A 21,116-nucleotide genomic window follows, 5' to 3' on the forward strand; every position below is an offset into this window, starting at 1 on the left:
ATCCACCTCTTCACGCATCCAAGCCGTGGCCCCAAAGAAAAAGCGCGGCCGCGACATGAGTCGCTGGCCGCGCAGTAAAAATACCTGGCAGGTAAAGCTGGAACCGAGAGCCGCCAACAAGCCCAGTGAAACAGAAGGTTTTGTCAGTGGCGCTCAGCAGACCTCAGATCAGGTCGGCGTCGGCAGCCATGCGCGATCACGCAGGCGCGAGCGGATGCGGGCGATGGCCTGGCTGTGGATCTGGCACACGCGCGATTCCGACACGCCCATCACGGCGCCGATCTCACGCAGGTTCAGATCCTGCTCGTAGTAGAGGCTCATCATGAGCTTTTCGCGCTCGGGCAGCGCCTCGATGGCGGCGACAACCGATTCGCGCAGGTCGTGGTCCAGCAGTTGGTCCAGCGGCGTAGCGTCGTTCTCGGGTGCGCGGTTCTCGATGAAGGCGTCAGCGTCTTCGCGGTCGAAATCTTCGTAATACAGCAGCTGGCTGCCTTGCAGGTCGACCAGTTGCTTCTGGTATTCGGCCAGCGACATGCCCAGCGCTGCGGCAATCTCGGTTTCGGTGGGCGCGCGACCCTTCTGCTGCTGCAGCTTCTGGATCGCCTGCTCGATCGTGCGCGCGTTACGGCGCAGGCCGCGCGGCAGCCAGTCCGAGCCGCGCAGTTCGTCCAGGATCGCGCCGCGGATACGCTGGGCCGCGTAGAACTCGAATTGCACGCCCTGCGTTTCCTCGTAGCGCGACAGCGCATCGAGCAAGCCCATCATGCCAGCCTGGATCAGGTCGTCCAGCTCAACGCTGGCCGGCAACTTGACCATCATCTGGTTGGCAATGCGACGCACCAGCGGTGCGTACATGGCCATCTCGTCGGACTTGGTCTTGCGACCGGTTGCGGTGTACATATTCATGCCTGCCTTTGACGCTTCGTTCATGCTGCGCCTCAATAAACCAATTCGGCCGCGCGTGCGGTGGCGCGGGGCGTCGCAGTCGAAGTCGACATTGACGTGTCTTGCGCCGATTCATCCGCCGGCTGTGCCGGTGCCCGCGCCGACATGACCACCCGCGACGGCGCACTGCCATCACCGGCTTGGGCCTCGGCGCTGGCCCAGCTCAACATTTCTTCGGCAAGCTGGCGGAAGGCCATGGCCGAAGGCGATGCGGGAAACGCGCTCGCCACGGGCTTGCCGAGCGAGAGCGCAAGTTCTACGTGCCGGTCCTCTGGGAGGTAGCCGGCGAAATCGATACGGGTGTTCAGGTACTGGCCCACGGTGTTGGCCAGGTTGCTGAACACGCGCACTGCGGAATCCACCGAATGCGCGCCGCACACCACGGTGCGGATGCCAGCGCTGCCTTGCAGCACGGCGGTTTTCTTGAGCAGCGTGTACGCGCTCTTGATGCCTTCCGGACCATCGGTGAAGGTCAGCAGCACGTCGTCGCAGACTTCAGCCACGGTGCTCAGCGCCCGGGTGCCGAAATGCGCGGCCACGAGCGTCACATCCGCCGTCTCGTCGTACTGCTCGAGCACGCCGGGCATGGCGAGCATGGTCTGGGCGTTCACCACGGCCGTGTCGCGGCCCATGGCGGACAGCGCGATGCGCAGGTTGTCGACAAAGTCGTCGACCTGCTCTTGCCCACCGATCACCAGCACACGGCGGGCAGCGGCATGACCGAGCATGCGCCGCAGCCCTGCGGCTTGATCCTTGGCGAATGGCGTCGTCATGGTCGCCCCCTTGTCAGGCGAAATCGAAAGCGGCCAGGCCAGGTTCGCGGTTACGCGCAGCGCCTTGCGCCACGAGCAACGATTCATCCGAATCCAGCGTGAACGACGACTGCTCCGCACCAGCCCGGAACGAGCGATGGATCAGCAGCTTCTTGTTCGGCACCGCAATGTCCTCCGGCACACGCTGGCCGTACGACACGTAATGCAGCGGCAGGCGGCGGCGGATCATCACGTCCATCGCGTGGCCCACCGAGGCAGCCTCGTCGATCTTGGTCAGGATGCAGCCAGCCAGGTTGGCGTCGCGGTAGGCACCCACAACTTCATCGAGCGTCTTGCCGTTGCTTGCAGCGTTGAGCAGCAGCAGGCGCTTGATCGACGGGCCCACGGCATGCAGCATCGCCATCTGCTCGGACACGGCGCGGTCGCGCTGGCTCATGCCGATGGTGTCGATCAGCACAACGTGCTTCTCGCGCAGATCGTTCAGGGCCAGGCTCAGGTCTTGCGCGTCTTTCACGGCATGCACCGAGACGCCCAGGATCTTGCCGTAGATGCGCAGTTGTTCATGGCCACCGATCCGGTAGCTGTCGGTGGAGAGCAGTGCCACACGCGATGCGCCATGGCGCAGCACGAAGCGCGCGGCCAGCTTGGCGGTCGTGGTGGTCTTGCCCACGCCGGTCGGGCCCATCAGGGCAAACACGCCGCCCTGGTCGAGCAGGCTGTTTTCATCCGACACGGTGGTCAGGTTCTTTTCAATCGCGCGCTGCACGAAATCCAGCGCGCCTTCATACGAGTCGTGCTGCGGCATGTTCTCGAGCACGTAGCGCGTGAGCTGTGCCGAGAAGCCTGCGTTGAGCATGGTCTGGAACAGGCGCGTACGCACCGGGTCGCCCAGCTTGACGCCCAGCGAGGCCAGGCTCGACATGGCGTCGTTCAGCGTGCTCTTGAGCGTTTCGATCTCGCCGACCATGCGGCGGGTCATCACGTCGGTCTCGGCACGAATGCTTTCCTTCACGTCGGCCTGGATGGCCGAACGCTGCAGGCTCACGTCGTCACGCGGGGCTTCGGGCTTGACCATCGTGTCCTCCACGCGGACGAAAATGTCGGACGCCTTGCCTGCGTCGGCTTGCGCCTCGATGCGGGCCTTCACGGGCGCCTCGGCCTTCTGTTGTTCGGCGCGAAGGTTACGGGCCTGGGCTTCCACGCGCTCGGCAAAGTTGCGCAGCGAAACTGGGCGGTCATCCTGCTCACGCGCTTGTTCGCGACGTGCGGCAAAGCGGGCGGTCGATTCCATCTCCGGCTCGTCGTCTTCCACCGCGGTGCGGCGGGCGATGAACTGAGCGGTGCTGGCCAGGGCCTGCGCCGCAGATTGGGCAACCTCGGCATTGGCGCGGTCCAGCGACAAGCCGGCCAGCATGCGGGTGGAGGCTGCCAGTGCATCTTCTTCGCCAAACGCCACGTCGTCATCCACGCGCGTTTGCAGCGTGCGTCCGGCAGGCTTGGCCACCGGAGCAACCGGCGCTGCCGGTGCGTCTTCCTGTGCGGGGGCGCGGCGCGAAGCAATGAAGCGGTTACGCAGACGGGCCAGCGCGTTGGGCGCCGGAGCCTCGGCCTGCGGGGCCTCTTCGGCAGGTGCCTGGGCGGCAACGACGGCTGCGGTTGCAGCGGCAATCGGTGCGGGCTCAGGAATCGGCGCCGGGGCCATCGGACGGCGCTGTGCGGTCTTGGGCGCCGACGACTGCGCGTCGACCAGCGCATCCACGTGCGAGTCGGATGCCGCGATGATCTCGATGCCGCCCGGAATGGCGCGGTTCGACAGGATCAGAGCGCCATCGCCCAGTTGGTCGCGGACCTTGCGCAAAACGTCACGCGACGTCAGTCCGGTAAATCGATGCATTTTCATGCGCGGCCTCCAAGCATGGCGACAACCTTAATCGTTCGGTGATCTGGAATTTCTGCGTGCGAGAGCACGCGCAGGCTCGGTGCGGCACGCTTGAACAGGCGGGCAAGCATCGGGCGCAGTGCGGGCGGTACGAGCAAGACGCCCGTCTGACCCATCTGTTCGTGTTGCCGCGACGAGTCCGCAGCCGCTTGCATGAGCGAGTCGGCCAGTTGCGGTTCGATCGGGCCGGCGTTAGAGCCAACGACGCTTTGCAGCAAGATGTTCTCCAGATTCGGGTCAAGCGTGACGACCTGCATTTCGGTCTTGTTCGGGAAGAGCTGCTGGGCAATCGCCCGGCCCAGCGCCACACGCACGGCGGCGGTGAGTTCGGCGGGGTCTTGCGTCCTGCCTCCGTGTTCCGCCAGCGTCTCGACGATGGTGCGGATGTCGCGGATATGCAGGCCTTCGTCCAGCAGGTTCTGCAGCACCTTCTGCACGGTCGCGACGGGCAACAGCTTCGGCACAACGTCTTCGACCAGCTTCGGTGCTTCCTTGCCCAAATGATCGAGCAATTGCTGGACTTCCAAACGGCCGAGAAGCTCGGTGCTATGGGTGTAAATCAACTGATTGACGTGGGTGGCGATGACCGTGCTGCAATCAACCACGGTGTAGCCCTCAGCCTGCGCACGATCGCGCACATCAGCGTTGATCCACATGGCCGGCAAGCCAAAGGTCGGGTCCACGGTGGGCGTGCCGGGCAGTTGCGTGCCCAGGCGACCACCCAGGCCGCCATGACCGCCCAGGCCATCCTGGCCACCCGGGTTGATGGCGAGGAACTTGCCCTGCTGCACTTCGCCGTGGCCGATTTCCACGCCCTTGAGCGTGATGCGGTACGACGACGGGCCCAGCTCCAGGTTGTCGCGGATATGCACCACCGGCGCCAGGAAACCCATGTCCTGCGTGAACTTCTTGCGGATGCCCTTGATCCGGCGCAGCAGCTCGCCGTCCTGGCTCTTGTCCACCAGCGGGATCAGGCGGTAGCCGATTTCCAGGCCCAGCACGTCGACCCACGACACATCGTCCCAGCTCGCCTCGGGCGTATCCACCGGGGCAATGGCCTGCAGCACGGGTTCGACCTCGGGCACTTCGCGTTTCTTCTTGAGATACCAACCCAGATAGCCCAGGCCGCCGCCAAACAGGATGAACGGGAAGTGCGGCATGCCCGGTACCAGGCCCAGCAGGCCCAGCACGCCGGCGGTGGTCATCAGCACCGGCGGCATGGCAAACAGCTCGCTCGACAGTTGCTGACCGACGTCCTTGTCGGTGGAGACGCGGCTGACCATGATGCCCGCCGCGGTGGAGATCACCAGCGCGGGAATCTGCGCGACCAGGCCGTCGCCGATGGTCAGCAGCGTGTAGTTGGTGGCCGCGTGGCCGACGTCCATGCCGTGCTGGAGCACGCCCACGGCCAGGCCGCCGACGATGTTGATCAGCAGAATGGCGATACCCGCCACCGAATCCCCACGCACGAACTTGCTGGCACCGTCCATGGAGCCGAAGAATTCAGCTTCCTGGGCGATCTCCGTGCGGCGCCGCCGGGCTTCGTCTTCGCGGATCAGGCCGGCGTTCAGGTCGGCGTCAATCGCCATCTGCTTGCCGGGCATCGCATCCAGGGTGAAGCGCGCGCTGACCTCGGCAATGCGGCCCGCGCCCTTGCTGATCACCATGAAGTTGATGATCACCAGGATGACGAACAGCACGATGCCGACGGTGTAATTGCCGCCCACCAGGAAGTGGCCGAACGCCTCGATCACCTTGCCGGCGGCGTCGGGGCCGGTGTGGCCTTCCATCAGCACCACACGCGTGGAGGCCACGTTGAGCGACAGCCGCATCAGCGTGGTGATCAGCAGGATGCTCGGGAACGACGAGAAATCCAGCGGCTTGAGCGTGTGCATGCTGATCAGCAGCACGATGATCGACAGCGCGATGTTGAACGTGAACAGCAGATCGAGGATGAATGGCGGCAATGGCAGCACCATCATCGCCAGGATCAGGATGATGAGCACCGGGCCCGCGGCGGAGCGGTAGTCGCCCTTGCGCAGGATGTCGGTGACTCGGAGCAGTGCGGCGTTCATTGGCGGGGCGTGCAGCGGGGGGCTTTTCGATGGATGCCATCTTGCCGGGGGAACCGCCAAATCGAAGACGTGAGAAAGCCGCCCAAAAGGCGGCTTTTCTTTGAAATACCCTCCCACCGGGGGGTGTGGAAGCGGCCATTGGCGCCGTTTGGCCGCCGTTGCAAGCCAAGCGCCCCATGCACGGGCATCAAACCGCTACTCGCCGGGCAAAAAGTGTCGAGCCCGACGCTTTTTGCTCGATCAGTGGAGTTCGGAGCTCCATGCGTGAGGCTTTTTGCTCGGCGAATGGAGCTTGGAGCTCGACGCGTGAGGCTTTTTGCTCGGCGGTCCGAGCTCGGAGCTCGGCGCGTGAGGCTTTTTGCTCGGCGATCCGAGCTCTGAGCTCGACGCGTGAGGCTTTTTGCTCGGCGAATGGAGCTTGGAGCTCGACGCGCGAGGCTTTTTGCTCGGCGGGCGGAGCTTGGAGCTCGGCGCGTGGAGCTTTTTGCTCGGCGATCCGAGCTCTGAGCTCGACGTGTGAGGCTTTTTGCTCGGCGGTCCGACCTCTGAGCTCGACGCGTGGAGCTTTTTGCTCGGCCGATGGCGGTTTAAGCGTCTTCGGGCTCGTCGTCCGGGCCGGGCTGTGGCCCCGGGTCCATATCGGCAGGCACCGGCAAGTCGGTCGGGCGCACCGGCACACGGCCGCCCACCTGATGCAGGCGGCGCAGCTGGTAGACATAGGCGAGCACTTCGGCCACGGCAGCGTAGAGCGCTTCGGGAATCTGGTGACCGATCTCGGTATGGCGGTACAGCGCACGGGCCAGCGGGGGCGCTTCCAGGATGGGAATCTTGTGCTCCGTCCCCAGCTCGCGAATCTTGGCGGCCACCATGTCAGCGCCCTTGGCCAGCACGCGCGGCGCGCCGCCTTCCTTCTCGGAATAGCGCAGCGCCACGGCATAGTGCGTCGGGTTGGTGACGATCACGTCGGCCTTGGGCACGTCGGCCATCATGCGGCGCTGTGCGGCCTGGCGCTGCAGGTTGCGGATGCGGCCCTTGACGTGCGGATCTCCTTCAGACTCGCGGTGCTCCTTGCGCACCTCTTCCTTGGTCATGCGGTGCTTGCGCGCGTATTGCCACAAGGACAGCGGCACATCCACGGCCGCCACCAGCATCATCACCGCCGCCATGCAGAGGAAGGCCACGCCGGCCACGTGCAGGGTGTCGCGCATGGCCACGCCCAGGTCCTGCTGGGGGAGTTCGATCAGGTCACCCCGGTAATACCGGACCAGCAACCAGCCCACACCGGCAATCAGGAACAGTTTGATCAACAGGCGGGGCAGCTCGATCAGCCCCTCCAGTGAGAACATGCGCGTCAGCCCCTGCAGCTTGAACAGGCGCGAAATATCGGGTGCCAGCGGCTTGAACGAGATGGCCCCGCGTGTGAGCGCCAGCGGCGACAGCGCGGCGATCACCAGCATCAGCATCAGCCCGCCCAGCGCCATGGCCAGTGGCATGAATTGGCCGGTCACGTAATTCCACTGGTCCTGCCCGCTGGTGTAGTTGTAGCGGTGGAACTCCAGGCAGCGCGCCAGGAAAGATGACGCAGCCCGCACAATCGAATCGCCCATCACCCACAAACCGCCCGCCGATACCGCCGTGAGGGCGAACGAAGCCAGTTCCCGTGATCTGGGAACGTCGCCTTCCTCGCGCGCCTGCTCGAGGCGCCTCGGAGAGGCGGCTTCAGTTTTTTCGAGATCGCTTTCTTCGGACATGCCGGGCGTGCGAGGGGTGAATGGACGCTCGCATTATCCCGCCCCGGTCTGGCCATCGAAGCGCAAAGAAGACGCCTTGAAAGCACGCTTATCGGCAAAAAGCCGTCCCGAGCGGTGGCGGCGGGCCGACATTGCGCGGGACGGCTCCCCCGATGCCCCCTGACGCATGTGCACGTCGCCCGACAGTTGCCTGCGAGCCGCGCGGTGGCGATGGCCCCTCCCGAACCCGATCCGCTCGCATGAGCGAGCCGCCCGGTTTGCGGTCGTGCCCCCCCCATAGCCGCGCAAAATGCACCGCCCCCCTATATGGGGTCTGCCGCGCGAGCCATGCGGTGCGGCTCGACATCCTGCAACCGGTCCGCCGTGATATCCGCCGGATGCACCGCCACGCCGCCATTTCGCGCGATGAACCGTTGCGCATCCGCCAGATTCCGAAATGCGGGAAGATTGCCGCGCCGCATCGGTCCCAGAGCGGTCGACCCCGACACATAAACGGCCTGCAGTGCCGGAAGCCATCCACCGTCTCCCGTGGCATGCACGTAGCTGGCGGCAACTTCCGCGGCCTGTCGCCCAGGTGCGTAGCGCTGCAGGTTTCGCAGGTAGATGAACAGGGTCAGCGGTGAATCAAAGAAGTACGCATCGCCGTTGGCAAAAATGAGCTGCGCCGCCCACTCGGGAACGCGAGATGGAAACGCCCCACAGACGGGGCAACGCGCATTGACCGGAACCGGGCGAGGGGCATGTGGCTGCAATCCGGACCGCGGATCGTACGGCACAGCCGACGCGACAAAGCAGATCTCGTCAGGCAACTTCGGTTCGGCCCGCAGGGCTGCACGTCCCACAAACCACCAGAGAGACCCGAGCGTCCCAAGCAATACAGCCAGTGCCAACAGCGGACGGCGCGTTGTCATGACCCGCTCCATCCGCTCGCGCTGGTGCCACAGGCAATAACGGCACTGGACAGAAGAGGACTGCGGCGAATCACAACTGAAAGCTCCTCCGAAGGCAAGCAGGCGCTGCTTCCACACCCACAAAAACGGATCGACGGCGCTGCGGGAGAGGCATTGCCGAATCCCGTCGACAGTCGCATCGCCAGCCAACGCCAGGATGACGAGCATACCGGCGCTGCCCACCTTCTAAATTGATCGAGGACATGAATGACTCTTCTCTGTTTTAAATAGGCCCCTCTTCCGGTATTGGAATTTCCCATTTCTGCATAGCAAAAAATTATCCAAAAAAATACCCGACATTGCGTTGCGGGTAAAAAATGCATCTCCAATACTTGATTTCCATCAATTCTAGCCACGGGCATTTCGGTCAATTGATGCGAATCAATCTGTGTTGCAGGCGTAGCGCTACCATCGGCCGCTTCTGACACATGCGGTGAAATCTTGAACCGTTGCACTCTGCTCAACCGTGGAACCCTGCCGAGTATCGGGCTCGCCGGACTGGCGCACACGCTGCGCTGGACTGCCAGTCCGGCCGCGAGCACGCCGCCTGCCCGATATCGATATGCCTTCGAGGGCGACACGATGGGCACGACATATCACGTCCGGCTCGCGCTTGCCTCGCTTGACGACACGGCGCTGCTCGACGCGGCGCGCGCAGCTGTGGATGCGGCCGTACAGGCAGTCGACCAACGCATGTCGACGTATCGGGCGGACTCGGAACTGTCGCAACTGAACCGGTATGCGGGCGAGCGCCCCTTCGCGTTGTCCGCCGACACGATCAGCGTATTGCAGATTGCGCGATCTGTGAGCCTCGCAACGGATGGCGCGTTCGATGTCACCGCCGGGAGCTTCGTCAACCTGTGGGGCTTCGGGCCGGAAAAGGCACAACGTGTGGTAACGCCGCGCGAGCTGGCGATGCTCAAGAGCGCAGTCGGCACCGGCGCACTGGAAATCGATCCGCGCACGCGTACCGCCACGAAAGCCGACCCTCGCGTTTATACCGATCTATCGGCCATCGCAAAGGGTTTTGGTGTCGACCAGGCGGCCATCGCGCTCGACGCGCTGGGCATCGCCGATTACATGGTCGAGGTGGGTGGAGAGGTGCGCGCCAAGGGCCGGCGCCATGACGGGCGCGCGTGGCAAATCGGTATTGAAGAGCCCCAGCGGAGGCTACCGCGCCGTGCCCGATTCGTCGTGCCATTGCGCGATATGGCAATGGCAACGTCGGGCGATTACCGCATCTGCTTTGAGCATGACGGGCAGCATTACTCCCACGAGATCGATCCACGTACGGGCCGCCCAATCGCCAATGGCCTGACTTCCGTCACCGTGGCCGCGTCGCAGTGTGCGATTGCCGACGCATACGCTACGGCGCTGATTGTGTTGGGCCCCGAGCGCGGCGTCGAGGTTGCCGAGCAACTCGGGCTGGCCGCCTATTTCGTCCTGCGCGATGCCGAAGGCCGCCATCAAGACCGGATGACAACCGCGTTTGCTGCGCTGGGCGGTCGCCCTGCCACATCCACCTGATCCACACCGCAACCCGCACAAAGCGCAACGGCATCGTCACATTCATTCATATCCGAATAGCCTTATTAATAATAGGTTATTCAAATTTCCAATGGTCAATCGAATAGGGCTCATTGCAATTCAAATCGAATTGATGGGTTTCCCATGACTTTGATGGCTATCAATAGCAAATTCTTGCGGTTTGTTAATGTGGTTTCCAATTCTGAGGGAGCGTAAGAGATGAGCCAATCCAACAATGATTTTGAGAATCCGATTCCTGTGAGTCCGACACGACGCAGCTTTCTGAACCGGACGGCAGCGGGTCTGGTCGGCGTGGGCCTGTCCGCCGGCCTGGCAGCCTGCAACAAAGGCTCAGACAAGGATGCACCTGCGGCGGCGGCTCCGGCCGATGGCAAACCGGGCGCAGCCGGCAGCGTCGACTACAGCAAGTACGAAGTTCCGCCCGGCCAGTTGGACACGTACTACTCGTTCTCCAGCGGCGGCCACTCGGGTGAAGTTCGCATCTACGGTCTGCCTTCGGGACGCTGCTTCAAGCGCATCCCCGTCTTCAACATCGATTGTCTGGTGGGCTGGGGCATCACCAACGAATCGAAGAAGATCATGGGCACCAATCCGGACGGCACGCTCAAGTACTGGACCGGCGATACCCACCACGTGCATCCGTCCTATACCGACGGCACCTACGATGGGAAGTACATCTTCGTCAACGACAAGATCCACAGCCGGCTCGCCCGTGTGCGCATGGACACGATGGAATGCGACAAGATCGTCGAATTGCCGAACGTGCAGGGCTTCCACGGCGTCTTCCCGGACAAGCGGGACCCGGTGGATGACAAGATCAACCACACCACCCGCGTGTTCTGCGGCAACGAGTTCCATATTCCGCAGCCCAACGACGGCCGCGACCTGAACGACCCGAAGAAGTATTTCTGCCTGTTCACCTGCGTGGACGCGGAGACCCTCGAGCCCCGCTGGCAGGTCAAGGTCGACGGCAACATGGACTTGGTGGCAACGTCGTATGACGGCAAGCTCGCCGCTTCCAACCAGTACAACACCGAAGGCGGCGTGCATTACGAAGAGATGATGTCCGCCGAGCGCGACGCGTGCGTCTTCTTCAACATTGCCCGGATCGAAGCCGCCGTCAAAGCCGGCAAGTCCTTCACCATCGGCACTTCGAAAGTCCCTGTCGTCGACGGCACCAAAGCCGCCAACACCGACCCGAAGACTGCGCTCACATGCTATGTGCCAGTGCCCAAGAACCCGCACGGCGTGAATGCCAGCCCGGACGGCAAGTACTACGCCTGTTCCGGCAAGCTGTCACCGACGGCGACGCTCATCGAGCACGACCTGGTCTTGAAGTGGTTCAACGGCGAGCTCAAGGAACCGCGCGACTGCGTCGTCGCCGAACCCGAGATCGGGCTCGGGCCGCTGCACACCGGTTTTGACAATCGCGGCAACGCCTATACCACGCTGTTCCTCGACAGCCAGATCGTCAAATGGAACCTCGAAGCGGCGATCAAGGCGTTCAAGGGCGACAAGACCGCCGTGCCGGTGGTCGACCGCATCGACGTCAATTACCAGCCGGGCCACGGTTTCACCTCGATGGGCGAAACCAAGGAACCGGATGGCAAGTTCTTCATCTCGGACAACAAGTTCTCGAAAGACCGGTTCCTGCCGGTGGGCCCGCTCCACCCGGAAACGGCTCAGCTCATCGACATCTCGGGCGACAAGATGAAGCTCGTGGCAGACCATGCGGTCTATTCCGAGCCGCACGACTCGATCGTCATCCGCCGCGACATCATCAAGACGCGTCAGGTCTACAACATCGATGAATTCCCGAACGCGGTGAAAGACCCGAAGGAGTGCCGCGTCGAGCGCAAGGGCAAGCAGGTGACGGTCTACCTGACCTCGCAGGCACCTGCCTTTGGCTTGCGCGAGTTCACCGTGAAGAAGGGCGACGAAGTGACCATCATCCTCACCAACCTGGACAAGGTGGAGGATTTGACCCACGGCTTTGCCATCCCGAAATACAACATCAACTTCATCGTGAACCCGCAGGAAACCAAGTCGGTCACCTTCAAGGCCGACAAGCCCGGGGTCTACTGGTGCTACTGCACCAACTTCTGCCACGCGCTGCACCTGGAAATGCGCTCGCGCATGCTTGTTGAGGCATAAGGGAGAAGGCGGACGTATGAAACAACTGTTCTCACGATTGGCGGTGATTGCTGCCACTTGTGCGATGGACACGTCCGCACTGGCGGGCATCAGCGGCATGGCTTATGAGGCGCCGCTGCCCGCCGGTTTATCGACCGACCCGAACCTCTGCGCAATGGTGCCCTGCACGGACGTGCTGCCTGGCGCCAGCAGCTTCTCCCCGCGCAAGGGGCACCCTCCTTACGTAGAGGGCTATCGCGACGTTGCCGGCAAGCGCCAGCTGGTGGGCTATACGTTCCTGTCGACCGACATCGTGGACATGCCCGGCTATTCAGGCAAACCCATCATTACCCTGATGGGCATGGATGCGCACGGCGTGATCACGGGCGTCAAGGTCCTGCGACATTCCGAGCCGATCCTTCTGCTGGGCATTCCAGAAACACAACTGACGCACTTCACCTCGCAATACATCGGCAAGTTCGTCGGCGGGAGCATCGAGATCGGCAAATCCCACGCAGTGAGCGAGGGCACCGTCGAACTCGACGCGATCAGCGGTGCGACCGTGACGGTGATGTCCGAGAATCAGGTCATCCTGCGCAGCGGCAAGGCCGTGGCCGAGCAGGCCGGAATCATCGCGCCCAAACGGCGCGCCCAGGCGAAATTCACGCCGGTAAATCAGCCGCTGAGCTGGAAGGCACTGCTCGACCAGGGCGCCGTGCAGCGTCTGACCGTGCACCCTGAAGACGTTGGACTCCAAGCCAGCGGCCAGCCTTATGTGGACATGGTGTTCGGTGACGTCAGTGCGCCTGTCGTAGGACGCAGCATCCTGGGCGACGCGAATTACGCATCGCTCATGTCGAGCCTGAAACCCGGCGAACACGCGATCTTCATCGCGTCGAACGGCACCGAGAGTTTCAAAGGCTCGGGCTTCGTGCGCGGGGGCATCTTCGACCGCATCCAGGTCGCCCAGGACACCGACACCTTCACCTTCCGGGACCTCGATTACCAGAACCTCTACGGCATTCGCGCAACCGGTGCGCCGGAATATCGCGAATCCGGCATCTTCATCATCCGCAGCCCCGGATTTTCGTCGGCGTATCCGTGGAAGCTGGTGTTCCTGGCCAACAAGTTGGACGCGGAGACCGGCGCAAAGACGTTCACGAGCTTCGACCAGGAATACTGGCTCCCGGCGAATGAGCTCGTTGGGGGGCGGCCGCAGTACGATCGCCCCGCTGCGCCCTGGCTGCAGATCTGGAAGGCGCGTGCCGTCGAGATCGGGCTGTTCGTCCTCCTGTTGATCAGCGCAGGCGTGGTGTATGCGTCGCGAGACACGCTGGTCCGCCGGTCCAGGCGCAAGGACAAGCGCTGGGTCTCCTGGCCCAAGTACGCACTGTGGACCACGAGCATCGGCTTCGCTGGGTTCCATCTCATGGCGCAGCCGTCCATCACGCAGGTGCTGACATGGTTCCACGCCATTCTCTTCAAGTGGCGGTGGGATCTGTTCCTGTCCGATCCCTTCATCTTCCTGTTCTGGTGGTTCATCATCATCAGCGTGTTCTTCTGGGGCCGCGGCATGTTCTGCGGCTGGCTGTGTCCCTACGGCTCGATGAGTGAGATCCTCTACAAGGTGGGGGGCAAACTTGGCCTTGCGCGCTTCCAGTTCCAGTTGCCCAAGGCGCTGCACGACAAGCTCAAGTGGATCAAGTACGGCGTGTTTGCCGGTCTGCTCGGGATGTCGTTCTACTCGATGGGCACCGCCGAGAAGCTGGCGGAGATCGAGCCTTTCAAGACTACGTTCCTGGTCGGCGTGTGGAACCGGACGTGGCCCTTCGTCACGTTCTGGAGCGTGCTGGCTGTCGCCGCCCTGTTCATCGAGCGGCCATTCTGCAAATACCTGTGCCCGCTGGGTGCCTCGCTCGCAATCCCGTCCACGTTCCGGTGGTGGGGTCTGAAACGCAAGCAGGAATGCGGCCCATGCCGCGCCTGCGAGGCGGGCTGCGGATCGCAGGCGATCGGACGCGATGGCAAGATCGACCAGCGCGAATGCCTGCTGTGCCTGGATTGCATGGTCATGTATTACGACGATCATGCGTGCCCTCCGCTGGTCAAGGAGCGCAAGCACCGCACGAGCGCCGGATTGAAACTGACACCGATCGGCGCCGACGGCTACTACATTCCGATCCGGCCAGTGCCAAGCGCGCCGCACAAACCCGCTGCACCGGCGCCCGCTTCGCTGCCGCCGCCACCTGTGGGCATCCTCGCCCGGTTGCGTCGTGAACTGACTGATCACCTCTTCCCCTGGAACCGGCAATTTCTCGCCCACCCGTTGTTCTTCCGTGCCGCCGGCATTGGCCTGGCCGTGCTGGTCACCTGGGCGTGGCTGCTCGGTGCGGGCGGCAGGCTTGGCGCCGGCATCGTGCTCGGCTGGTGGTTGGCGTGGTCCGCCTACGAATGGGTCATGCGCATGGCGTGCAAGCCCTATGTGAAGGAAGGCGCCTGGTGGGGTTACAAGCTGCGTACCGCCTCCTGGGCCGACATGGCCGCCTATGTCGGCATGAAGAACCTGCTGATTGGCGCAGGACTCTTCCTTGCCATGAAGGGCGTGGGCGTGCTTCCGGCGCTGCAATCCTTACCCCAACTGAAATGGCTGTACTGAACCGGCTCCTCTGCGCGATCTCAGCACTGCTGGTCTGCACTGCGGCCTGCGGTGCGGAGATTCGCGTGCACGCCGGCAGTTCGATTTCGCAGGCGGTCACACTCGCGCATGCAGGGGACACCCTCATCATCGAGCGCGGTCGGTATCAAGGCCCGGTCCGGATCGACAAACCCCTGACCCTGGTGGGCATCGACCGCCCCACCATCAGCGGCGGCCTTGCCGGAGATGTGATCCGCGTCACGTCGCCGGACGTCACGATCGATGGCCTGATTGTCAGCGACAGCGGCGACGACCTCGGTGCGCAAAACGCCGGCATCTACATCCAGCCCGGCGCCGATCGCGCCACGGTCAGACACTGCGAGCTCACTTACAACCTGTTCGGCCTGTGGATTGAAGGCGTGAAGGATGTACGCATCGTGGGCAACGTGATTGCCGGCAAGCGCGATTACCCTTCCGCCCAGCGCGGCAACGGCATCCAGCTCTACAACACGACGGGTGCGCAGCTCGAAGGCAATGAGATCAGCTTTTCGCGTGACGGCATCTATGTCGATGTCTCGCACCACGCGCTGTTTCGTGCCAATCGCATCCACAACGTGCGCTATGGCACGCACTACATGAACTCCAACGACAACGTGTGGGAGGGCAACGAGTCCTACCACAACCGCGGCGGACTGGCGCTCATGATGACGCGCCGCCAGATCGTGCGTGGCAACCGCGCCTGGGGCAACACGGACCACGGCATCATGCTGCGCACCATCCAGGATTCAGTCATTGAAGACAACGTCGTGTCCGGAAACCTGCGCGGTTTCTTCGTCTACGACGCCGAATACAACGTGCTGAGCAACAACCTCGTCATCGGCAACACGGTCGGCATGCACGTATGGGCCGGGTCCATTCACAACAAAGTGGACGGTAACGATTTCATCGATAACCAGGAACAGGTGCGCTACGTTGCCACACACGACGAGCCCTGGGGCGGGCGTAGCGGCAACTATTGGAGCAACTATGCCGGGTGGGACCGCAACGGCGACGGCCATGGCGACGTGCCCTATCGCGCGAGCGATCTGATGGACCGGCTGTTGTGGCGCTTTCCGAGCGCCAAGCTGCTGCTCAATAGCCCCGCGGTACAGACGTTGAGGCTGATCTCGGAGCAATTCCCGCTGCTGCGCTCACCCAGTGTGGTCGATGCCAGCCCCCGCATGCGTCCACGGGGCAATGATTGGCGCGCGTGGGTGAACAAGCATGATTGAAGCGAGGCAACTGGTGAAGCGCTACGGCGAGATCGAAGCCGTGGCGGACGTGAGCCTGACGGTGCATCCCGGCGAGCTATTCGGCCTGATCGGCCACAACGGCGCGGGCAAGAGCACGCTGTTCAAGATGCTCCTTGGCCTGGAGGCGCCCACCGCAGGTGAAGTGCGCATTGGAGGTCAGCCCATGAGCAGTGGGGCCTTCCGGTCGGTGCGGCGCAACCTTGGCTATCTGCCGGAAAACGTGGTGTTCTATGACAACCTGACTGGCCAGGAAACACTGGAATTCTTCGCTGCGCTCAAGCGCGCGCCACGAACGGATTGCGCGCGCGTGCTGGAACGGGTGGGGTTGTCCCATGCCGCAGACCGCCGAGTGCGCGGATACTCCAAGGGCATGCGCCAGCGGCTCGGTTTTGCCCAGGCCCTGCTCGGCCAGCCCACACTCCTGTTTCTCGACGAGCCCACAAACGGCCTGGACCCGCAGGGGATTCGGGACTTCTATCGCACCCTGGGCGAACTGCAGGCGCAAGGCGTGACCATTGTGCTGACCTCGCACATCCTCTCGGAAATCCAGGAGCGGGTGGGTCGCCTGGCGATCATGAAAAATGGACGCCTGCACGCGCAGGGGACAGTGCAATCGTTACGCGAATCGATGGCCTTGCCGCTGTGGTTCGACCTACGGCTGACGGGCGGCCCAGAGCATGCCGAGCCCGCACTGCGGCGCGCGCTCGCGGCCGCGCCAGGATGCGAACTGCACATGAACGGATCACGCGCCACTGTGCTGTGCCCGCGGCCGGCGAAGATGCCATTGCTGCAATCGCTATCCACGCTCGGCGCAACACTTGCCGACCTGCAACTGCGCGAACCTTCGCTCGAAGACGTGCTCCTTGGCCAACCTGCATGAGGCCAGACATGCAATTGACACTCGAACCCCGGCAGATCGGGATCATCATCGCCAAGGAGTTCCACGACCGCATCCGCAACCGGTGGGTGCTGGCGGTAACCACCGTATTGACAGCCTTTGCGCTGGTGATCGCCTACTTCGGCGCGGCACAGCAAGGCGAAGTCGGGCTGCGCGGCATGGAAGTCACGATCGCCAGCCTGGTAAGCCTGGTGATCTATCTCGTACCGCTGATTGCGTTGATTCTCGGCTTTGATGCGATCGTGGGCGAGCGCGAACGCGGCTCGCTGGACCTGCTGCTTTCCATGCCGATCACCCGAGTCGAGCTGCTGCTCGGCAAATACCTCGGCTTGGCGGCCGCGCTTGCGTGCTCCACAGTCGTCGGCTTCGGGGTGGTCGGGATACTGTTGGCCGTCAAGCTGCCGCTCGCGGCCATGTATCACTACGCCGGCTTCATGCTCAGTTCGGTGCTGCTGGGCATGGCCTTCCTGAGCCTGGCCCTGTTGGTGTCCGTCATCGCCGCCGACCGCACGCGCGCAAGCGGTGTCGCCATCGCGCTGTGGTTCTTCTTCGTGCTGGTATTCGATCTGCTGCTTCTCGGGGCACTGATCGCCACGGGCGGAAAGCTGGGATCGGACGCCCTGCCCTACCTGATGCTGCTGAATCCGGCAGACATCTTCCGCATCCTCAATATCTTCAGCTTTGACGAAGTCCGCACACTCTACGGTCTGGCGACCGTGTTCCCCGAGCACATGGCCGACCCGCTCGTGCTCGGCTCGCTGATGGCCGCCTGGATCGTCGCTCCGCTCGCTGTGGCCGCATGGAAATTTCGCAAATGAAACGCGCACTGCAACCTTCCCTATCCGCCCTGCGCCGCCGCGCGCGCTCGGCTCTGTTCGCCACCGCAATCGTCCTGGCCGGCTGCCAAGGCGCCGCGTCCACGCCCGGTCCGATAGAACTCACACGCGATACGCCTTGCAGCCTCGATGGCATGACGGTGACTGACTTCCCCGGCCCGAAAGCGCAGATTCTGTATGACAAAGGCACCCCCGACGTCTTCTGCGACACCATCGAGCTTTTCTCGATCGTGCTGCGCCCCGAACAACAGCGGCACATGCTCGCCATGTACGTGCAAGACATGGCCAAGACAGACTGGAACACCCCGCGGGGCCACTGGATCGACGCCCGCACCGCGTTCTACGTCGTGGGATCGAAGGCGCGCGGATCGATGGGCGCCACGTTTGCGTCCTTCGCCACTCAGGCCGATGCCGACGCCTTCGCCACCCATCAAGGTGGCAAGGTTTACAAGTTCAACGAAATTACGCCCCAAATGGCACAGCTCGATGGTGGCGTATTGAAAGATCACCAGATGTAACCGCCCCAGAGAACACGAAATGATCAATTACTTTGCCAATCTTCCGCCCGATGATGCCGTTCAGATGGAGCAGCTCAGTCGCTTGTCCTACGAGTTGCGGGAAAGCCGGCGCAAGCTGCTCGAACCCTATGGGGTGAACGACGAGGGCGATCTGCTGGCGCGTATCGCGGCGGCAGACTTGCCGGAACACCCGGCCTATGAGCACTACCTCGGGTCACTCGCGCTTGCAACCGCCAAGCAAGACGTCACCGCTGAACTGAAGGCGCTACTGGCGCGCATGGGAGGCTGATCATGCAGCACCTCGATATCAAAGAGGCACTGGAGGCGCACTACGGTGCGGTGTTGTCGGAACCTCCTACGCTGTGCCAGGACGCCTTGATGGTCTCGCTCGACAACGGGGTTCTGCTCGAACTACGTTACCCCGCTCGGTCGGAATATGCGATCGCGTGGCGGTGGGGCGATGCGCAATTACGCATCGATACCGCACCGTTGCATCGCACGCTTGCCACCTTCCCTAACCATCTGCACGATGCTTCGGACGCGCTGCGCGAAGACCCCTTGACCAACCCGAACGAAGAACCCTGGGCCAACGTACGCGCCGTGATTGATGCCGTGCTGGTCGACCCGCTGTTACAGGCATAAACAAACGGCGCTCACCAGGAGCGCCGTCATGCCTGCCCGATTGCAAGTCCTTACGTCGCCTTCGACGTCATGTAATCCACCCCGGCCTTCACGTCTTCATCGCCAAGCGATGCGTTGCCGCCTTTTGCGGGCATCGTACCCTTGCTGCCCGAGAAGCCGTGCAGCGCATGGTCGTAGAGAGTGTCCTTGCCCTGCGCGATGCGAGGGGCCCAATCGTCCTTCGATTTGAACATCGGCGCGCCGCCGGCACCGGTGCCGTGACACATGGCGCAAGTGGACTTGTAGACCTTCTCCCCTTTCTCGACATCGCCGGCGCTGGCCTGGGTTGCCTGCGGCGCAGCGGGCGCTGCAGCCACAGTTGCGGGAGCCGCAGTGGAGGAGGCAGCGGAAGCAGCCTCCTCATTCTTGCTGCATGCCGTCAGCAAGGTGAACCCCACCAGGGCAGCAATGGTTATAGGTCGAATGAGCACGTCGATACCTCGAATCAAAAGGAGTGAGAACAGTGGCCCAAATAGGCCATGACCATGATAAGAATGAATGCCGACTCAGGCCTTGACGCCAGTCAGCGCAAGGCTTTGCGGGGCGTTGTAACGTGTCAACTCCCCTACGGCGGTCATGGAAATACCGGTGGGATATTGCTGCAGCTGGCACCTTCCTGACGCGCACTGGATCCGGTCTGGGCATGCCATCGCCACAGACGGTCACGGCGCCGCGCACGTCGTCATCGGCGTATCGCGAGCCGTCGGGCGTGCGCGACTACACCGCCGATGCGGCATTGCGCAGCGAATTTCATCGCTGGCTTGCACAACTTTGGGAAGAGAAGGACGCGCAGATCGACGCCATGCTGGCGCGCGCCGCACTGAAGAACCAATGAGGCGATTCGCTCCGTCGCAGTTGTCAACCTGAGGCTGACCGTACGGAGAGACGCCGCCCCCCGCATCTTGCGAGGGGCTGGCAATGCAGGGTTCAGAACCCGAGGCTTTCCAGCAGGTCGTCGACCTGTTCCTGGTTGGCGACCACGTCCGGATGGTCCGGATTGATCTGCGGGCCGTTGAGCAGCGTCGTCGCAACTTGCGCGGCTTCCACGCGCAGGTGTTCCGGCGCGTTGTCGAGCAGGATGCCCACGAGCTGGCTTTCGATCAGCTGAACGACGTCCAGCACCTTCTTGATCACCTGGCCGGTCAAGTCCTGGAAGTCCTGAGCCATCAGGATCTCCATGAGCTGCTGGTTCGTGTCGCGGGTCTTTTCCGGAACGCTGCGCAGGAAGCCGTTGGTCTGGCCGACGAGCGCACGAATCTCTTCGTCGCCCAGTTGGCGGTCCATCCACGACTGCCAGCGGTTGACCAGCGCCTCGGCGTCGGACTCCAGCGCGTCTTGCACGGGCCGCGCCGCGTCGATGGCGTTGAGCACGCGGGTGGCCGCCTGCTCGGTCATGTTGGCGATGTAGTTCAGGCGGTCGCGCGCGTCGGGAATGGCCGATGCGGCCTTCTCCACGCCCTTGTCCAGGCCCAGCTCGCGCATGCTTTCGCGCAGCATGCGAGTGAGGTGGCCGATGCGCTGGAGCATTTCCGGCATGTCACCGTGGTCTGCGCCTTCTGCGGCAGGTGCCTGGGCGCCATCGTGCATCTCGCTCATCACGCCCCCTTTTCGAGCTTCTCGAAAATCTTGCCCAGCTTTTCGTCCAGCGTGGCAGCCGTGAAGGGCTTGACCACGTAGCCGTTAGCACCTGCCTGGGCAGCGGCGATGATGTTTTCCTTCTTGGCCTCGGCCGTCACCATCAGCACCGGCAGCTTGCTGATGGCGGTGTTGGCGTCCGCACGGATGCTCTGCAGCATCTGCAGGCCATCCATGTTGGGCATGTTCCAGTCCGAGATCACGAAATCGAACCGGCCTTCCTTGACCTTGGCCAGGCCGGCGGCGCCGTCTTCGGCCTCGTCGACGTTGGCAAAACCGAGTTCCTTGAGCAGGTTACGCACGATCCGGCGCATCGTCGGGAAATCGTCGACGACGAGGAATCGGTACTGGCTCTTGTCCATGGACACAATCTCCGCAAACTTACTGAATTGGGGGGTTTCGGGCTTCCTTGGCAATCTTATCGGCGTCTGGGGCCGATTCTTGAGCGCTGGAATGGTGGGGGGGGGGGGGGGGGGGGGGGCCCCCCCCCCAAGGAGACCCAAAAAA

General features: G+C 63.1%; 19 protein-coding genes. 10 read left to right on the forward strand and 9 right to left on the reverse strand.

What is annotated here, in order from left to right:
* Window positions 1-168 precede the first annotated feature (168 nt).
* The 6 genes from ACCD03_RS20270 to ACCD03_RS20295 all read right to left on the reverse strand — a co-directional run bounded on the left by ACCD03_RS20270 (window position 169) and on the right by ACCD03_RS20295 (window position 8,601).
* Window positions 169-930 (reverse strand): RNA polymerase sigma factor FliA, encoded by a 762-nt coding sequence (locus tag ACCD03_RS20270; protein WP_045201919.1) that lies wholly within the window; start codon window positions 928-930, stop codon window positions 169-171.
* A gap of 8 nt (window positions 931-938) precedes the next feature.
* Window positions 939-1,718, reverse strand: a complete 780-nt coding sequence (locus tag ACCD03_RS20275; RefSeq protein WP_253535025.1) for a MinD/ParA family protein — start codon at window positions 1,716-1,718, stop codon at window positions 939-941.
* A gap of 13 nt (window positions 1,719-1,731) precedes the next feature.
* Window positions 1,732-3,618 carry a flagellar biosynthesis protein FlhF gene (gene flhF, locus ACCD03_RS20280; protein WP_325652472.1) on the reverse strand — a complete coding sequence of 629 codons (1,887 nt, stop codon included), beginning with the start codon at window positions 3,616-3,618 and terminating at the stop codon, window positions 1,732-1,734.
* Window positions 3,615-5,732: a flagellar biosynthesis protein FlhA gene (gene flhA, locus ACCD03_RS20285; RefSeq protein ID WP_045201923.1), complete on the reverse strand. Its 2,118-nt coding sequence runs from the start codon at window positions 5,730-5,732 to the stop codon at window positions 3,615-3,617. The genes flhF and flhA overlap by 4 nt, the downstream gene beginning before the upstream one ends.
* A gap of 587 nt (window positions 5,733-6,319) precedes the next feature.
* Window positions 6,320-7,483 carry a flagellar biosynthesis protein FlhB gene (gene flhB, locus ACCD03_RS20290; protein ID WP_024978431.1) on the reverse strand — a complete coding sequence of 388 codons (1,164 nt, stop codon included), beginning with the start codon at window positions 7,481-7,483 and terminating at the stop codon, window positions 6,320-6,322.
* A 302-nt stretch (window positions 7,484-7,785) separates the two neighbouring features.
* Window positions 7,786-8,601, reverse strand: a complete 816-nt coding sequence (locus ACCD03_RS20295) for a nitrous oxide reductase accessory protein NosL (RefSeq protein WP_413412691.1) — start codon at window positions 8,599-8,601, stop codon at window positions 7,786-7,788.
* A gap of 273 nt (window positions 8,602-8,874) precedes the next feature.
* Between ACCD03_RS20295 and ACCD03_RS20300 the strand changes: the two genes are divergently transcribed.
* The 9 genes from ACCD03_RS20300 to ACCD03_RS20340 all read left to right on the forward strand — a co-directional run bounded on the left by ACCD03_RS20300 (window position 8,875) and on the right by ACCD03_RS20340 (window position 18,935).
* Window positions 8,875-9,960 (forward strand): FAD:protein FMN transferase, encoded by a 1,086-nt coding sequence (locus tag ACCD03_RS20300; protein ID WP_413412692.1) that lies wholly within the window; start codon window positions 8,875-8,877, stop codon window positions 9,958-9,960.
* A 219-nt stretch (window positions 9,961-10,179) separates the two neighbouring features.
* Window positions 10,180-12,135, forward strand: a complete 1,956-nt coding sequence (gene nosZ, locus ACCD03_RS20305; protein WP_045201927.1) for a TAT-dependent nitrous-oxide reductase — start codon at window positions 10,180-10,182, stop codon at window positions 12,133-12,135.
* Window positions 12,136-12,151: 16 nt separating this feature from the next.
* Entirely contained in the window at window positions 12,152-14,770 is a 2,619-nt protein-coding gene (locus tag ACCD03_RS20310; protein ID WP_413412693.1) for a 4Fe-4S binding protein, read from the forward strand.
* The gene (locus ACCD03_RS20315) at window positions 14,758-16,020 is read left to right on the forward strand and encodes a nitrous oxide reductase family maturation protein NosD (RefSeq protein WP_413412694.1); all 1,263 of its coding nucleotides are present in this window, start codon (window positions 14,758-14,760) and stop codon (window positions 16,018-16,020) included. Before ACCD03_RS20310 ends, ACCD03_RS20315 begins: the two co-directional genes overlap by 13 nt.
* On the forward strand, window positions 16,013-16,921 hold the full coding sequence (locus ACCD03_RS20320) for an ABC transporter ATP-binding protein (protein ID WP_413412695.1): 909 nt from the start codon (window positions 16,013-16,015) through the stop codon (window positions 16,919-16,921). The genes ACCD03_RS20315 and ACCD03_RS20320 overlap by 8 nt, the downstream gene beginning before the upstream one ends.
* 8 nt (window positions 16,922-16,929) lie before the next feature.
* Window positions 16,930-17,757, forward strand: a complete 828-nt coding sequence (locus ACCD03_RS20325; RefSeq protein WP_045201932.1) for an ABC transporter permease — start codon at window positions 16,930-16,932, stop codon at window positions 17,755-17,757.
* Window positions 17,754-18,293, forward strand: coding sequence for a nitrous oxide reductase accessory protein NosL (locus tag ACCD03_RS20330; RefSeq protein ID WP_413412696.1), 540 nt, complete (start codon window positions 17,754-17,756; stop codon window positions 18,291-18,293). Before ACCD03_RS20325 ends, ACCD03_RS20330 begins: the two co-directional genes overlap by 4 nt.
* Window positions 18,294-18,312: 19 nt before the next feature.
* Window positions 18,313-18,582, forward strand: a complete 270-nt coding sequence (locus ACCD03_RS20335) for a hypothetical protein (RefSeq protein ID WP_316673220.1) — start codon at window positions 18,313-18,315, stop codon at window positions 18,580-18,582.
* A gap of 2 nt (window positions 18,583-18,584) precedes the next feature.
* Complete coding sequence (locus tag ACCD03_RS20340) at window positions 18,585-18,935, forward strand: hypothetical protein (RefSeq protein ID WP_413412697.1); 351 nt, start codon at window positions 18,585-18,587, stop codon at window positions 18,933-18,935.
* Window positions 18,936-18,985: 50 nt separating this feature from the next.
* On the opposite strand, the gene ACCD03_RS20345 is transcribed toward ACCD03_RS20340, so the two are convergent.
* Window positions 18,986-19,405 carry a c-type cytochrome gene (locus tag ACCD03_RS20345; protein WP_052672757.1) on the reverse strand — a complete coding sequence of 140 codons (420 nt, stop codon included), beginning with the start codon at window positions 19,403-19,405 and terminating at the stop codon, window positions 18,986-18,988.
* A gap of 212 nt (window positions 19,406-19,617) precedes the next feature.
* Between ACCD03_RS20345 and ACCD03_RS20350 the strand changes: the two genes are divergently transcribed.
* On the forward strand, window positions 19,618-19,809 hold the full coding sequence (locus ACCD03_RS20350) for a hypothetical protein (RefSeq protein WP_413412698.1): 192 nt from the start codon (window positions 19,618-19,620) through the stop codon (window positions 19,807-19,809).
* Window positions 19,810-19,901: 92 nt separating this feature from the next.
* On the opposite strand, the gene cheZ is transcribed toward ACCD03_RS20350, so the two are convergent.
* Window positions 19,902-20,570: a protein phosphatase CheZ gene (gene cheZ / locus ACCD03_RS20355; RefSeq protein WP_092972198.1), complete on the reverse strand. Its 669-nt coding sequence runs from the start codon at window positions 20,568-20,570 to the stop codon at window positions 19,902-19,904.
* On the reverse strand, window positions 20,570-20,971 hold the full coding sequence (gene cheY, locus ACCD03_RS20360; RefSeq protein ID WP_004627759.1) for a chemotaxis response regulator CheY: 402 nt from the start codon (window positions 20,969-20,971) through the stop codon (window positions 20,570-20,572). Before cheY ends, cheZ begins: the two co-directional genes overlap by 1 nt.
* Window positions 20,972-21,116 lie beyond the last annotated feature (145 nt).

It is taken from the genome of Ralstonia sp. Ralssp135 (genome assembly GCF_047304345.1).
In the GTDB taxonomy this organism is placed as follows: domain Bacteria; phylum Pseudomonadota; class Gammaproteobacteria; order Burkholderiales; family Burkholderiaceae; genus Ralstonia; species Ralstonia chuxiongensis.

Excerpts from the sequence above, each read along its gene's own strand:
- ACCD03_RS20270 (WP_045201919.1), bottom strand. The coding sequence starts at position 930 with ATGAACGAAGCGTCAAAGGCAGGCATGAATATGTACACCGCAACCGGT.
- ACCD03_RS20275 (WP_253535025.1), bottom strand. The coding sequence starts at position 1,718 with ATGACGACGCCATTCGCCAAGGATCAAGCCGCAGGGCTGCGGCGCATG.
- flhF (WP_325652472.1), bottom strand. The coding sequence starts at position 3,618 with ATGAAAATGCATCGATTTACCGGACTGACGTCGCGTGACGTTTTGCGC.
- flhA (WP_045201923.1), bottom strand. The coding sequence starts at position 5,732 with ATGAACGCCGCACTGCTCCGAGTCACCGACATCCTGCGCAAGGGCGAC.
- flhB (WP_024978431.1), bottom strand. The coding sequence starts at position 7,483 with ATGTCCGAAGAAAGCGATCTCGAAAAAACTGAAGCCGCCTCTCCGAGG.
- ACCD03_RS20295 (WP_413412691.1), bottom strand. The coding sequence starts at position 8,601 with ATGCTCGTCATCCTGGCGTTGGCTGGCGATGCGACTGTCGACGGGATT.
- nosZ (WP_045201927.1), top strand. The coding sequence starts at position 10,180 with ATGAGCCAATCCAACAATGATTTTGAGAATCCGATTCCTGTGAGTCCG.
- ACCD03_RS20310 (WP_413412693.1), top strand. The coding sequence starts at position 12,152 with ATGAAACAACTGTTCTCACGATTGGCGGTGATTGCTGCCACTTGTGCG.
- ACCD03_RS20315 (WP_413412694.1), top strand. The coding sequence starts at position 14,758 with ATGGCTGTACTGAACCGGCTCCTCTGCGCGATCTCAGCACTGCTGGTC.
- ACCD03_RS20320 (WP_413412695.1), top strand. The coding sequence starts at position 16,013 with ATGATTGAAGCGAGGCAACTGGTGAAGCGCTACGGCGAGATCGAAGCC.
- ACCD03_RS20325 (WP_045201932.1), top strand. The coding sequence starts at position 16,930 with ATGCAATTGACACTCGAACCCCGGCAGATCGGGATCATCATCGCCAAG.
- ACCD03_RS20330 (WP_413412696.1), top strand. The coding sequence starts at position 17,754 with ATGAAACGCGCACTGCAACCTTCCCTATCCGCCCTGCGCCGCCGCGCG.
- ACCD03_RS20335 (WP_316673220.1), top strand. The coding sequence starts at position 18,313 with ATGATCAATTACTTTGCCAATCTTCCGCCCGATGATGCCGTTCAGATG.
- ACCD03_RS20340 (WP_413412697.1), top strand. The coding sequence starts at position 18,585 with ATGCAGCACCTCGATATCAAAGAGGCACTGGAGGCGCACTACGGTGCG.
- ACCD03_RS20350 (WP_413412698.1), top strand. The coding sequence starts at position 19,618 with ATGCCATCGCCACAGACGGTCACGGCGCCGCGCACGTCGTCATCGGCG.
- cheZ (WP_092972198.1), bottom strand. The coding sequence starts at position 20,570 with ATGAGCGAGATGCACGATGGCGCCCAGGCACCTGCCGCAGAAGGCGCA.
- cheY (WP_004627759.1), bottom strand. The coding sequence starts at position 20,971 with ATGGACAAGAGCCAGTACCGATTCCTCGTCGTCGACGATTTCCCGACG.